Source organism: uncultured Maribacter sp. (genome assembly GCF_963974015.1).
Taxonomy (GTDB): Bacteria; Bacteroidota; Bacteroidia; order Flavobacteriales; family Flavobacteriaceae; genus Maribacter.
Map to the genome: position 1 here is coordinate 1 of NZ_CAXBBZ010000009.1, position 13,759 is coordinate 13,759.

Annotated in this window: 12 protein-coding genes; 3 read left to right on the forward strand and 9 right to left on the reverse strand. The window is 35.3% G+C overall.

Annotated elements, in window-relative coordinates; all coding sequences use genetic code 11:
• The coding region (locus tag AACZ41_RS12305) for a hypothetical protein (protein ID WP_339628791.1) at positions 1–577 on the reverse strand (577 nt) is incomplete at its 3' end.
• Between the two features lie 141 nt (positions 578–718).
• On the reverse strand, positions 719–1,645 hold the full coding sequence (locus AACZ41_RS12310; protein WP_339628792.1) for a malate dehydrogenase: 927 nt from the start codon (positions 1,643–1,645) through the stop codon (positions 719–721).
• Between the two features lie 294 nt (positions 1,646–1,939).
• On the opposite strand from AACZ41_RS12310, the gene AACZ41_RS12315 reads away from it, so the two are divergent.
• Positions 1,940–2,317, forward strand: a complete 378-nt coding sequence (locus tag AACZ41_RS12315; protein ID WP_339628793.1) for a hypothetical protein — start codon at positions 1,940–1,942, stop codon at positions 2,315–2,317.
• Between the two features lie 284 nt (positions 2,318–2,601).
• Here the strand turns inward: AACZ41_RS12315 and AACZ41_RS12320 are convergent, their stop codons facing one another.
• Positions 2,602–3,618, reverse strand: a complete 1,017-nt coding sequence (locus AACZ41_RS12320) for a DUF6588 family protein (RefSeq protein WP_339628794.1) — start codon at positions 3,616–3,618, stop codon at positions 2,602–2,604.
• A 71-nt stretch (positions 3,619–3,689) separates the two neighbouring features.
• Positions 3,690–5,630 carry a DNA topoisomerase (ATP-hydrolyzing) subunit B gene (gene gyrB, locus AACZ41_RS12325; protein WP_339628795.1) on the reverse strand — a complete coding sequence of 647 codons (1,941 nt, stop codon included), beginning with the start codon at positions 5,628–5,630 and terminating at the stop codon, positions 3,690–3,692.
• Between the two features lie 418 nt (positions 5,631–6,048).
• Between gyrB and AACZ41_RS12330 the strand changes: the two genes are divergently transcribed.
• Positions 6,049–6,234, forward strand: a complete 186-nt coding sequence (locus AACZ41_RS12330; RefSeq protein WP_339628796.1) for a CsbD family protein — start codon at positions 6,049–6,051, stop codon at positions 6,232–6,234.
• 80 nt (positions 6,235–6,314) lie between these two features.
• Here the strand turns inward: AACZ41_RS12330 and asnB are convergent, their stop codons facing one another.
• Positions 6,315–7,988: an asparagine synthase B gene (asnB, locus tag AACZ41_RS12335; protein WP_339628797.1), complete on the reverse strand. Its 1,674-nt coding sequence runs from the start codon at positions 7,986–7,988 to the stop codon at positions 6,315–6,317.
• A 245-nt stretch (positions 7,989–8,233) separates the two neighbouring features.
• Between asnB and AACZ41_RS12340 the strand changes: the two genes are divergently transcribed.
• On the forward strand, positions 8,234–8,773 hold the full coding sequence (locus AACZ41_RS12340) for a DUF2911 domain-containing protein (protein WP_339628798.1): 540 nt from the start codon (positions 8,234–8,236) through the stop codon (positions 8,771–8,773).
• A 54-nt stretch (positions 8,774–8,827) separates the two neighbouring features.
• Here the strand turns inward: AACZ41_RS12340 and AACZ41_RS12345 are convergent, their stop codons facing one another.
• The 4 genes from AACZ41_RS12345 to AACZ41_RS12360 form a co-directional block, all read right to left on the reverse strand.
• A complete protein-coding gene (locus AACZ41_RS12345) occupies positions 8,828–10,402 on the reverse strand; it encodes an amidohydrolase (protein WP_339628891.1) in 1,575 nt (524 codons plus the stop codon).
• A gap of 151 nt (positions 10,403–10,553) precedes the next feature.
• Positions 10,554–10,946, reverse strand: a complete 393-nt coding sequence (locus AACZ41_RS12350; protein WP_339628799.1) for a hypothetical protein — start codon at positions 10,944–10,946, stop codon at positions 10,554–10,556.
• A 113-nt stretch (positions 10,947–11,059) separates the two neighbouring features.
• Entirely contained in the window at positions 11,060–12,877 is a 1,818-nt protein-coding gene (locus AACZ41_RS12355; RefSeq protein ID WP_339628800.1) for a DUF885 domain-containing protein, read from the reverse strand.
• A 109-nt stretch (positions 12,878–12,986) separates the two neighbouring features.
• A complete protein-coding gene (locus AACZ41_RS12360) occupies positions 12,987–13,748 on the reverse strand; it encodes an NYN domain-containing protein (protein ID WP_339628802.1) in 762 nt (253 codons plus the stop codon).
• Between the last annotated feature and the right edge of the window lie 11 nt (positions 13,749–13,759).

Below are 13,759 nucleotides of genomic sequence, written 5' to 3' on the forward strand. Positions count from 1 at the left end.
GAATAGTCTGTGAAGTGTTATCTATTGCAATTGCAATATTTCTATTAATCTTAAAGGATACATTTACAATAGTATCTTGTTTAAAAACTATTGCATTATTATACTGTAGAATTACTGGATTAGAAAATCTTTTATAATCTTGCTTATGAATTAAAACAAGATTTCCATTTAAACTCAACCCATTATCAGCTTGCTGATGCAGGTCTGATACTACTAGATTATACTTTTCAGGAAGCTGTTCTTTTGGAAAATCAAAAGGAACTTCATCGTCATACGTTAATGACAGGTGGTTTTTTTGAGTAAGAAATTTCTTAACACTAAGTGCGTCAACATCACTATAATAACGAATACTTACTTGTTTCCCGTCATTTTCAATTATTTCAATAGCTTCAATACCTAAGACCTTTAATCTTTTGGTAATTGCTGTCAAAACTTCATCATGAGCAGTTTCTGAAGCTAATTCTACATCTATAAATTGTAATAGAATTTGCTGATTAGAAGCTTTTGTTTGCTCTTGACTTAGCCCTAATAAGGCTAGAATAATAAGTAAAGTACTTATGCACCATTTTGCATTCATGCGGCAAATATAAAAAGAAAGATTATACTAGTTAGTCTATTTTTTACATTATAAATATTTCAGAAGCCTATCTTCTTATAAAAGTAAAACCTTTATAGTTAGACTATAAAGGTTTTACTTTTATGTTTAGGAGTATATAAACTACAACTCTAAAAGGCCGTTTGTTTTAGAAACACCATCAGCACTCTCTTTCATTTTCGCTTTTTCAGCAGCACTCAATGGTATATCGATAATTTTCTCGATCCCATCTTTTCCTAAAATTACAGGAACACCGATACAAATATCACTTAAACCATATTCGCCATCTAACATAGTTGAACATGGAAACATCTTTTTCTGATCACATGCTATAGCCTGGACCATTGATGATACTGCCGCACCTGGAGCGTACCAAGCACTAGTGCCTAACAACTTCGTTAAAGTTGCGCCACCAACTTTGGTATCATCTGCAACTTGTTGTAGCCTTTCTTCTGATAAAAATTCTGAAACACGAATACTATTTCTTGTCGCATGAGAAGTTAATGGAACCATACCTGTATCGCTATGACCACCTATAACCATACCATCGATATCTGAAATAGGAGCTTCCATAGCTTCCGCTAAACGGTATTTAAATCTTGCGCTATCTAAGGCTCCACCCATACCAATAATTCTATTTTTAGCGATGCCAGTAGTTTTGTGTACCAAATATGTCATAGTATCCATAGGATTACTTACCACTATTATGATAACATTTGGAGAATGCTTTAAAAGGTTACTTGAAACAGTTTTTACAATACCTGCATTTATACCAATCAATTCTTCTCTAGTCATACCTGGTTTTCTCGGAATACCAGAAGTAATTACAGCTATATGGCTATCAGCAGTTTTAGCATAATCATTTGTACTGCCTGTAATTTTAGTGTCAAAACCCATCAATGATGCTGTCTGCATCAAATCCATCGCTTTACCTTCCGCATAACCTTCCTTAATGTCCAAAATAACTACTTCAGATGCGAAATCTTTAATAGCAATGTACTCTGCACAACTAGCACCTACTGCGCCTGCACCAACTACTGTAACTTTCATGTATATTTATTTTATGAATTATTATTTATAAAATAGGGTCACCGACCCTATTTATATTGAATTTTCAATCCAAAAATAGGTATTTATTGACGAAAAATCGTCTAGAGAAGCTCATTTAATTACTACTAGTTCAGCTTAAAAACATCGATTAAATGCACGTAGTGTTAAAAAAAAATGCGGTTCAACGAAGATATCGGAAATTAGTTACCATACATCGAATATAAATAATAACGTTAAATTCATTGCGTTAATAACTGTGGATCCCAAATCCAAAAAAAATAAATTAACCTACTTATGACTAAGAAGTTCCTCTCTTTGGTGGCCATATGTGCCATAGTCTTTCTAGCCAATTGTTCTAGGATAGAACAAAACAATGATCCCATTATTGGGATTTGGTCACAATCGAAAATCATTACTTCAGATAATTCATCTAAGCAAACCGTTCGAAAAGAATGGATATTCAATGATGTCTATTTAGGAAGGTATCATGAAATTAATGGTACTACCATTGTTTTAAAAACAGATTTCAACTGGTCCAAGCAAGGCGATATATATACTATTGAGTATAGAGGTCTTGAAGACAAACCCAACAATTATATAACCATTCAGAACTTAGAAGACAATTTTCTTCTTAAAAATAAGGATGGTGCCACTATGGCAATAAGGGAATAAACAAATTTAACAGGGCCATGGGAAAAAGTCTGTCCAGAGCAATCTGGGCAGTCTTTTTTATTTACATCCATTTCTATGGAATTTAAATCTTCACATCTAAACTAAATAACAAATACCAAGTTCATCTCTTCACTTAATTAATTGGACTAAACCAATTATAGATTTCATTAATAAACTTTATACCTAAAGCATATACAAGCCCTATAGGATTGATTGTAATCTTATAGGGCTTGTATATGATAGCGAATTTAATTACTTAAAAGCTATTGAATATTTAGATTCCATTATCTAAAACCAAAGTTAATGCCGACAGTAGCCGTATTAAACTCTCCTAAATTATACTCAGCATTCAATCTAAAGAAACCTAACTTAAGTTTTGTTCCTAACGTTCCAGTAACACCACTAACCTTTTTAGTGATTGAGAAAGGATCCGTATATGCCTCTGAAGCAAAAGGACCACCGGTAACTCGATATGTTCCTAAAACATCGGTTACAGATTTTCCTGAAACATAACCTAATCCTCCATAAAAATTAATAATTGGAAGTTTAGTTGAAACAACACCACTAAAAGCCCACGTATTAATCGAAGCTTCGATACGCTGATTTTCACCTTCAACAATATTTACGTTCGTCAAATCATAATCTCCAGATATATTAGTATATCCGATAACTGCAGAAATAGCTACTGGTAATATTTTATCTGCAGGTAATAATTTTGTAAAATCGTGTTGAATTCCAAAACCTATTAAACCGATAGAGGCATCTTCATATTCAATTTTAGGAAGAAATCGCGCTTTTATTTCAGTTCCTTTAATCAAACCAACACTAGCTTGAATATATCCTGAAGGAATAAAATCAACACCTTCTCCAGAAAGTCCAGATGGCAATTCAAACTCTTGTCTAACAGTAAAGCCTGCAACCTCACCTTCTACAAAAACAGTTGTTCCGGCAATATTCCCTAGAACAGTAGAAACCTCTCGAGCAACGCCCGGATTATCAACAAAATCTAGATTCTCATAATCATTAGGATCTAAGATAAATGCTTTTTTATCTGACTTATTCTTAAAACCTGTAATATTACCGATAATTGATATCTCGAATCCGCCTAATGGTTTAGCATCAGCTGAATTATACCACCCGGTCGCTAAGCTGTAAACCACACTTTCTGATAGCGGCGCCATATAATCGGTCGTAAACTGCTCGGCATCGTCAACACCTGCAGCAAAGACATCATTAAAATCCACTTGAGCAGTTGCCGTTAAGCAGCTCCCGATAAAAACTAACACAAATAACTTCTTCATTTCTAAAATTTTACCTAAAAATAAAAAACCTGCGCTGTAGGCGCAGGTTTTTGTTGTGTAAGTAGTACTTTCTATGTGTCAATGTTTGCATAAACAGCATTCTTCTCAATAAATTCCCTTCTTGGCGGAACCTCATCACCCATTAACATTGAGAAAACACGGTCTGTTTCTGTTGCATTATCAATGACTATTTGTCTCAACGTTCTAAATTCTGGATTCATCGTGGTATCCCACAATTGTTCAGCATTCATCTCACCAAGACCTTTGTAGCGTTGAATACTAACGCCTCCACTATAACTTTCCGCAATAGCATCTCGTTCCTTATCACTCCATGCATACTGCTTTTTCTGTCCTTTTTTCACTAGATATAATGGTGGAGTTGCAATATAAACATGGCCACTTTCAACCAACTCTCTCATATAACGAAAGAAGAAGGTCAAAATAAGAGTTTCAATATGACTACCATCGACATCGGCATCACACATGATGACTACCTTATGATATCTTAATTTTGCAAGATTCAAAGCCTTACTATCTTCTTCGGTACCAATGGTAACCCCCAAAGCAGTATACATATTTTTTATTTCTTCGTTTTCAAAAACCTTATGTTGCATGGCTTTCTCAACATTCAAAATCTTACCTCTTAAAGGTAAAATAGCTTGAAAATTTCGATCACGACCCATTTTGGCCGTACCACCTGCCGAATCACCCTCAACAAGGAAAATTTCACATTTCTCAGGATCCTGTTCTGAACAATCCGATAGTTTGCCTGGCAAACCGCCACCGCTCATAACATTCTTACGCTGTACCATTTCACGGGCCTTAGAAGCCGCATGCCTTGCTTGCGCTGCAAGTATCACTTTTTGAACGATAATCTTAGCATCATCTGGATGTTCCTCCAAATAATTAGTCAACATTTCTGAAACCGCCTGGCTCACTGCAGCAGAAACCTCACGGTTACCTAATTTCGTCTTAGTCTGACCTTCGAACTGAGGCTCTTGAACTTTTACCGAAACAATAGCAGTTAATCCCTCACGGAAATCATCCCCTTGTATTTCAAACTTCAATTTATCCAACATACCCGAAGCATCGGCATATTTCTTTAAAGTAGAAGTAAGTCCTCTTCTAAATCCAGATAAATGTGTACCACCTTCATGGGTATTAATATTGTTCACATAAGAATGAAGATTCTCTGTGTAACTTGTATTATAAATCATAGCTACTTCCACAGGAATATCATTCTTCTCCCCTTCCATGGAGATAACATCTTGTATCAACGACTCACGATTACCGTCTAAAAACTTTACAAACTCCTTAAGTCCTTCGTCAGAGTAAAAAGTTTCATTTACATATTCTCCTTTATCGTCTTTTTGACGCATATCAGTAATAGAAATGGTCACACCTTTATTTAAAAAAGAAAGCTCACGCATTCTATTTGCTAAAGTCTCATAACTATACTCGATAGTTTGGGTGAAAATAGTTTCATCCGGATGAAAGGTTACCATGGTACCCCTCTCAGTAGTTTCTCCAACTCGTTTTACAGGATAAAGAGCCTTACCCCTTGAATATTCCTGTTGCCAAACAACACCTTCTCTATAAACTGTAGCCGTTAAGTGATCCGACAATGCATTAACACATGATACCCCTACGCCGTGTAGACCACCAGAAACTTTGTAAGAATCTTTATCGAACTTACCACCTGCACCTATTTTGGTCATTACTACCTGTAACGCAGAAACACCTTCCTTTTTATGCAAATCTACAGGAATACCCCTGCCGTTATCTTTTGTGGTTATTGAGTTATCCTCATTTATGACAACACTAATAGTATCACAATGGCCTCCCATTGCTTCATCTATAGAGTTATCTACCACTTCATATACCAAATGGTGCAAACCACGCACCCCAACATCACCGATATACATGGATGGACGCATACGCACATGCTCCATACCCTCTAAGGCCTGAATACTATCTGCTGAATAATTTTTCTTATTTGCTTCTTCGCTCATAAAATTAAGGTTGTTTTACTTCAAATTTTGCAATCTTACAAATATACGCAATACCCCATGAAATATGATATTTCTAGCAATTAGGCTATAGCAAGTTATCAACAATTATTGTGGAAAATTATCGGTTAAAAGACAAATCATATAAAAGAAATCATAATCGCCGCTTCGCTTCTCTTTTTATAGATATAAATGAAATCTTAGTATTAATCGACTTAAAATATAGAAGTCCTTAATTGATATTGAAAACTCCATATTTATTAATAAATCCTTCTTATATTTTAATCTTTCATTAACAAAATTGGTCGGAAATTAATCTGATTAAAACTAATCTGTGCGCTATCGATTAAACTTAGTAGATATTAAGAATTCCTTTACATATCGCTATTAACTTAGCTTTATAATCTTAAAATAAGTTATCATGAATGAAGAGCAATTTAAAGGAAAATGGAGCATAGCAAAGGGTACGCTTAAACAAAAATATGCTGACCTAACAGACGATGACCTTAAGTACGCTGAAGGTAAATCAGATGAACTTTTAGGAAGAATACAAGAGAAGACTGGTGAGTCTAAAGAAAAATTAAAGAAAATGATTAATGATCTGTAGTCTATCTAAAATTAAAAAAGTAAACCCGTCTAAATAAATAGACGGGTTTTTTACAATAGATACTGTGACTAATTCAAACTCTATTGCTTAACATATGCATCGGAATGCACGTTTGCTACAGCTCTACCAGATGGATCGTTCATATTTTTAAATGCCTCATCCCATTCTAAAGCTATTTGAGTGCTACACGCTACAGAAGCTTCTTGTGGCACACATAATGCAGCCGCATCTGATGGAAAATGCTCTTCGAATATAGAACGATAGTAAAATTCTTCTTTTGAAGTCGGGGTTTGAAGCGGGAACCTGAATTTGGCATTTGCCAATTGCTCGTCACTTACCTCTTCGTTCACAACCACTTTCAAGGTATCGATCCAGCTATACCCTACCCCATCAGAGAATTGTTCTTTTTGTCTCCATGCTACACTCTCTGGCAACATATCTTCAAAGGCTTTTCTAACCACCCATTTCTCCATACGCTCGCCATTAATCATCTTATCTTGTGGGTTTATACGCATAGCGACGTCCATAAATTCTTTATCCAGAAATGGAACTCTACCTTCTATTCCCCATGATGCCAATGATTTGTTAGCTCTTAAACAATCATACATATGTAGCTTGCTCAATTTACGAACGGTCTCTTCATGAAATTCTTTAGCGTTAGGTGCTTTATGAAAATATAAATACCCGCCGAACAACTCATCTGCACCTTCACCGGACAATACCATCTTTATTCCCATTGACTTAATAACACGAGCCATTAAATACATTGGGGTAGATGCGCGAATTGTAGTTATATCGTAAGTTTCTAAATTGTATACTACATCTTTAATAGCATCTAAACCTTCTTGAATAGTGAACTTGATTTCATGATGAACCGTACCAATATGCTTAGCAACTTTTTGAGCTGCAGCTAAATCTGGCGAACCTTCTAGACCCACAGAAAAAGAATGCAATTGTGGGTACCAAGCATCAGTAGTATCACCACTTTCAACACGTTTTTGAGCGTATTTTTTAGCAATTGCAGATGTTACGGAAGAATCTAATCCACCTGATAACAAAACACCATAAGGTACATCGGACATTAATTGTCGGTGCACGGCAGCCTCTAATGCTTCTTTAATTTCCTGAATGCTTGTAGCATTATCTTTTACTGCATCATACTCCATCCAATCTCTAGAATACCATCTTTTCAACTGCCCATCTGAACTATGTAAATAATGGCCCGGAGGAAATAACTCGATTTTAGTACATGTACCTTCTAAAGCTTTTAATTCTGAAGCTACATAGAATGTACCGTTTTTGTCCCAACCCATGTATAAAGGAATGATTCCCATATGATCACGTGCGACAAAATACTCATCTTTCTCAGCATCATAAATAGTGAAACCAAAAATACCGTTCATTTGATCTAAAAAGTCAACTCCTTTTTCTTGATACAAAGCTAAAATAACCTCACAGTCAGACGCTGTCTTAAAGTCATATTTACCTTCAAATTGCTTTCGTAATTCTCTATGATTATATATTTCGCCATTGGCAGCTAACACTAATTTACCATTCGGACTCAGTAATGGTTGTTTACCAGAAGCTGGATCAACAATTGCCAATCTCTCATGCGCCAAGATTGCTTTATCATCTGCATAGATGCCACTCCAATCTGGACCCCTATGTCTTATTTTCTTCGACATTTCTAAAAGTTGAGGCCTTAGTACCTCAGTACTTTCCTTAACATCAAATGCACATACTATTCCACACATAATCTTATTATTATATCATTTCGAATACAAATATCTATTTATAGTTTCAATTAAGAAACACTAACATCAATTTTAATTACATATTATAATAATATTTGATTTATTTAATTGAATTTAAAATATATTCAATCATAATAATCCAAAGAACCTAAAATAATGTAATGAATCAAAATTTAACTTCTTTTTATCAATAAGACTGTAAGGAACTGTTTAGTTTTATGACCTAGTTAACCAAAACAATTATTATGAAAAAAACATTTACACTTGCTACTTTAATTTTAGCTTTAGTTTTAACGACTGCTGTATCGGCTCAAGAATTTTCGGGTATCGATAAAAGCCCTATGGATATGGCTGCTTACCCAACAGATTATAAAGTTTCTGAAAAAGCGGTTCGTATTATATATGGTAGACCTCAATTGAAAGGACGCTCTATGGAAGAACTGGCTCCTACTGGTAAAGTATGGAGAACTGGAGCAAATGAGGCTCCTGAAATTACATTTTATAAAGATGTAAAATTCGGAGGAAAAGATATTAAAGCGGGCACCTATTCTTTATTTACTATACCTGGTGAATCAGAATGGACTGTTATTTTAAATAAAAATCTAAATCAATGGGGTTCTTACTTCTATGATGAGGCTTCCGATGTTGCCCGTATAACAGTGCCTAATGGTTCTGACGCCGCTTCTTTAGAAGAATTTTCCATTGCTTTTAAAGATGTTGACGGTGGAGTACATTTAGTAATGGGTTGGGACAAAACAAGAGTTGCCGTACCAATTACCATGTAAGTTTAAAAACAACATTAATTAAAAAACCTCGGTCTAAGACCGAGGTTTTTGTTTTTAACGAACCATACCATTTATAAATGTTTGCTCTGCGCGTATCGTCGGTATTTCCTCTAAGGGAGCGGTCATCATATCTTTATCGTAGATAACAAAATCTGCAAATTTACCGGGCTCGATACTTCCTTTTTCATCTTCCTCAAAATTTGAATAGGCAGCCCAAATTGTCATTCCTTTTAGTGTTTCTTCTCTACTCAAAGCCTCTTCTACTTGAAACCCTTTTTTAGGAAAACCGCTAATATCTTTTCGTGATACCGCAGCATAAAAAGTTAAAAATGGGCTGACATCTTCTACCGGAAAATCGGTGCCTAGTGCAACAATTCCTGCTTTATTCAATAAAGTCTTATACGCATATGCACCTTTAATTCTTTCACCCAAACGATCCTCGGCCCAATACATATCACTGGTTGCATGGGTTGGCTGTACTGAAGGTATTATCCCATCTTCAAAATAATCAAAATCACCCTCTGTTAAAATTTGGGCATGTTCAATTTTCCAGCGTCTATCTTCTTTTCCTTCCAAAACCTTTTTATACGCCCTCAATACAGCAATATTTGCAGAATCGCCAATGGCATGTGTATTCATTTGATATTCCGAAAGCGCTAAGCGATTAGCAAGATTTTCTATTTCAGCAACAGGGGTTACCATTGCTCCAAAATGACTTGGCAAATCGCTATATGGTTCTTTTAATGCTGCCCCCCTAGACCCTAAAGCACCATCACCATATACCTTTACAGACCTAACATTAAGTCGGTTAGTCTTAATAGGCCCATTATTAATAAAGTAATCTACATCTTCTTTATTATTACTAACCATTGCATAAACTCTTATTGATAACTCACCGACTTGTTGTAAACTATCGATGAGTTCAATAGTATTTCTATCGATACCAGCATCGTTTACAGTGGTAAGTCCGTGATTTAAACAAATACGTTCAGCATCTTTTAAGGCCTTAATTTTATCTTCTAAAGTTGGCGATGGCATAATACTATCTATCAACGCCATAGGATTATCAATAAGTATTCCTGTAATTCCAGAAAATCCACCTTTCCATTTTTTTTCAATTTCGCCACCTTCAACTTTGGTACTCCAATCTATACCTGCCATATCTAAGGCTTTCTGGTTAACCAAATAAGCATGACCATCAACTCGCTCTAAAGCAACGGGAATATCTGGAAAAAGAGTATCTAATTCTGCCTTTGTCGGAAATTCTTTGATCTCCCAGTCATTTTGGTCCCAACCTCTACCTCTTAAAAATGTTTTCGGATTCGTAGCATGAAACTCATTAACCCGCTCTAGTACTTCTTCAAAACTAGTGGTGCCAACAAGATTTACTAATTGCTGGTTTAATCCCAAGCCATAAAAATGACAATGAGCATCAATTAAACCTGGCGTAATAGCTCTACCGTCAGCGTCAATAACTTGATCAGAGGTATACTTATCACGAATTTCATCGGTTGTACCAACCGCTAGAAATTTACCGTCCTGTACCGCAAAAGCTTGAACTTTTGAAAACTCATCATTTACAGTATATACATTGGCGTTTACAATAATTAGGTCGACTTTCTCTTTCATGAGTTCGCAACCAGATAATAAAACGAGTAGAATAGGTAGTAGTTTTTTCAAAACACAAAAATTAGTTCACCAATAATTACCAAAGCAAACCAACTAGGTCGGCTTCAAATAATATTGAAAACTAAGTATTTTTTTGGTGATATCTAAATCTTTAACGCACAGGAAATTGACGTGCGCCTAATATTCGACTAGAACCAGCATGAGAATAGCTCTCCCCAATGATTCGGTCTCCTTCTACCATCAATACAAATGAAACACGATCTAAACCAGCGATATTTACATTAAAATTAATGCGATCATTTTCTATAATAACATCTTGACAGGTATATATACCTTCTGGATATTTAATGGCTACATCGTAAATATTTTCGTTTTTAGAAATGAACAATATACCTTTCTCATAAGGAGACTCTACATCAGACATGGCATATTTCCAAACACCTAGAACAGCTCCTTTAGAAATCCTCCTATCTTGAAAAGCATCGTTTGTACTTTCAAAATTCAGCACATTTATTGCCGAATAGGCATATAATATTTGAATCAAAAAAAAACTTTTAACTATAATCTGAGTAATGTTCATTCGAGGAAGGGTTAAACTATAAATCTCAAACGTGCATATTCTTTTAATATTTTATTTTTTGTAAGTTTTTTACTACACTATTTACTTTGGCTCGCTATCCAACCATCTAATTTCTCCTCTAGCAGAACCAGTGGCAAACTACCTGAATTCAAAATTTGACTATGAAACTCTCGAATGTTAAAATTAGCGCCAAGTGCTTTCTCTGCTTTTGTTCGCAATTCCCTGATTTTTAATTGACCTAGTTTATATGAAAGTGCCTGACCAGGTGTTGCCATATAACGTTCTACTTCCGCAATTATACTTTCTTCTGACTCTGCTTCATTATCCAATGAATATCGTATCGCTTGTTCTCTCGACCAGCCTTTGGCATGCAATCCGGTATCAACGACCAAACGTATAGCTCTGTGCATCTCCATACTCAACATTCCAAAATATTGATAAGGGTCTGTATAGACCCCTAATTCTTTACCTAGAGATTCTGCATAAAGCGCCCAACCTTCCACAAAAACACCCATACTTTCTGGATGTAGAAATTCTGGAAGATCTTTATTCTCTTGCTGTAATGATAATTGAAAATGATGCCCAGGTATTGCTTCATGCAAAAACAGAGCTTCGTCATGAACAGTATTATATGTTTTTACATCTGGAATCGGGACGTAAAAAATGCCCGCCCTTGATCCATCTTTTGAACCCGGTGTATATTCTGCACTTGCCGATGCTTCTCTAAAAGCTTCTGTTCTACGAACATTAAATCCCGCTTTTGGTGTTAGTTCGAATAAAGAATCAATTCTTAAAGCAATGCGGTCATTGATGGCATTAAAATTAGCAATTACCTCCTCTGGATTATTGAAAGGCATTAACTCCTTTTTAGTCCTAAGTGAATTGAAAAAAGATTTCAAGTTACCTTTAAATCCAATTTGATTTTTAACAATTTCCATTTCACTTGAAATACGCGCCACCTCTGACAGCCCTAATTCATGAATTTCATCAGCATTCATGGTTGTTGTCGTATGTAATTTAATTAAATACTGATATGTTTCTTTTCCATTAGGTAAATCTAAAAGTCCACTTGTTTCTCTACATTTCGGTAAATATTCTTCCGTCAAGAATTTATTTAACTCCACATATTTAGGAGTCAGTTTATCTTTAATAAAAGCAGCATAATTACTTTCTAATATATCCTTATCAACATCTGATATTCCATCAGGAAAATTCAATATAGGTTGATAGAAAAGATTCTCTTTAAGTGGAATATCAATAAAAGCACGTACCTGAGGTAACATTTTAAGGGTCAATACCCTAGGCAAAACAACGCTTTTTTCCATACCCACTTTCATTTTATCTATTGAGGTATCTAAAAAAATCAGGTAATCATCTAATCTACTCAGCCAATTGTTATAGTCTTCTATAGCTTTAAAAGGCTGTACACTAGTACCACCTGCTAATTGAGCAACATACAAATGCAACGATTGTATCTGAAAAAGCGGCATTAATTCAAAACTAGGAAGATCATAAATTGGGGACGCCACTGTAACAATGGGGTTCATCACCCCCTGTAACTTCACAGAACAATCCCACTTCATTACGCGTAAACTCATCCAATCGGCCGTACTTACCTTTGTAGAATCGTACTTATCCAATTCTTCTAAAAAATAGGTATACCTGTCTTTTAGATGAAATATATAATCGTCTGAGATATAATTGGCTATTGTATCGTTGTACTTAGAATACCCAGCCTTAGTAGCCTCTATTGGATTGATACTCTTTTTAAACTCATAAAATTCACCAAACACCTCGGCGATAGGCCGTGGTTCTTCGGTCAAGTCTTTCTTCTCAGTTTCTTTACAAGAATTGAAAATTAGAGCGAACAATAATAGCAATAAAATACGGTTCATAGTCTTAAAGTTTGAATTGAAAAATACAAAAACTAATACAATGCTTTGAACCTCTTTCAAAGAAAAAGGAAAATATAGATGTTCCCAAAAAAATAATTAACGAGAGTGGTTACTTCTTTGGTTTTGAAGTATTCTTCTCCTTAATTTTCACGTAAATTAATTTTTTACGCCCTTTAGAATCTTCTCGTCGCTCAATTTCAAAATGTGGAATGGAATTGATCAAGGGAGTCAATTTTTGAAACCCATAATTACGAGAATCAAAATTTGGTTGCTTCTTTTGTAACAAACTACCCACGTCACCTAAAAATGCCCATCCGTCATCGTCTGCAACATCATCAATAGTAGTAGCTATCAATCGCAGTGCCTTAGGAGTTATTTTGTCGACTACATTCTTGGCTGCAGGAGTTTTATTAACAGGATCGGATGAATCTTCTTCTGATCTTCCTTTTAAAATCTCTATATAAATAAATTTATCACAGGCTACTATAAATGGATTCGGGGTTTTACGCTCGCCGATTCCAAAAACTTGCATACCTGCTTCTCGTAATCTTGTGGCCAAGCGTGTAAAATCACTGTCACTACTTACAATACAGAATCCGTTTACCTTACCTGTGTAAAGAATATCCATGGCATCAATTATCATTGCTGAGTCGGTAGCATTTTTACCTTGCGTATAGCCGTATTGTTGTATAGGAGTAATAGCATTTTCAAGCAATACATTTTTCCATTTCCCTAAACGAGGATTAGTCCAATCGCCATAAATACGCTTAATTGTAGGGTTACCATATTTAGCAATTTCCTCCATCATTTCCTTTACATAGGCAGAAGGTATATTATCGCCATCTATGAGTACTGCTAAATTTAAATCCATGTGAAGTGTTT

Excerpts from the sequence above, each read along its gene's own strand:
- AACZ41_RS12310 (WP_339628792.1), bottom strand. The coding sequence starts at position 1,645 with ATGAAAGTTACAGTAGTTGGTGCAGGCGCAGTAGGTGCTAGTTGTGCA.
- AACZ41_RS12315 (WP_339628793.1), top strand. The coding sequence starts at position 1,940 with ATGACTAAGAAGTTCCTCTCTTTGGTGGCCATATGTGCCATAGTCTTT.
- AACZ41_RS12320 (WP_339628794.1), bottom strand. The coding sequence starts at position 3,618 with ATGAAGAAGTTATTTGTGTTAGTTTTTATCGGGAGCTGCTTAACGGCA.
- gyrB (WP_339628795.1), bottom strand. The coding sequence starts at position 5,630 with ATGAGCGAAGAAGCAAATAAGAAAAATTATTCAGCAGATAGTATTCAG.
- AACZ41_RS12330 (WP_339628796.1), top strand. The coding sequence starts at position 6,049 with ATGAATGAAGAGCAATTTAAAGGAAAATGGAGCATAGCAAAGGGTACG.
- asnB (WP_339628797.1), bottom strand. The coding sequence starts at position 7,988 with ATGTGTGGAATAGTATGTGCATTTGATGTTAAGGAAAGTACTGAGGTA.
- AACZ41_RS12340 (WP_339628798.1), top strand. The coding sequence starts at position 8,234 with ATGAAAAAAACATTTACACTTGCTACTTTAATTTTAGCTTTAGTTTTA.
- AACZ41_RS12345 (WP_339628891.1), bottom strand. The coding sequence starts at position 10,402 with ATGAAAGAGAAAGTCGACCTAATTATTGTAAACGCCAATGTATATACT.
- AACZ41_RS12355 (WP_339628800.1), bottom strand. The coding sequence starts at position 12,877 with ATGAACCGTATTTTATTGCTATTATTGTTCGCTCTAATTTTCAATTCT.
- AACZ41_RS12360 (WP_339628802.1), bottom strand. The coding sequence starts at position 13,748 with ATGGATTTAAATTTAGCAGTACTCATAGATGGCGATAATATACCTTCT.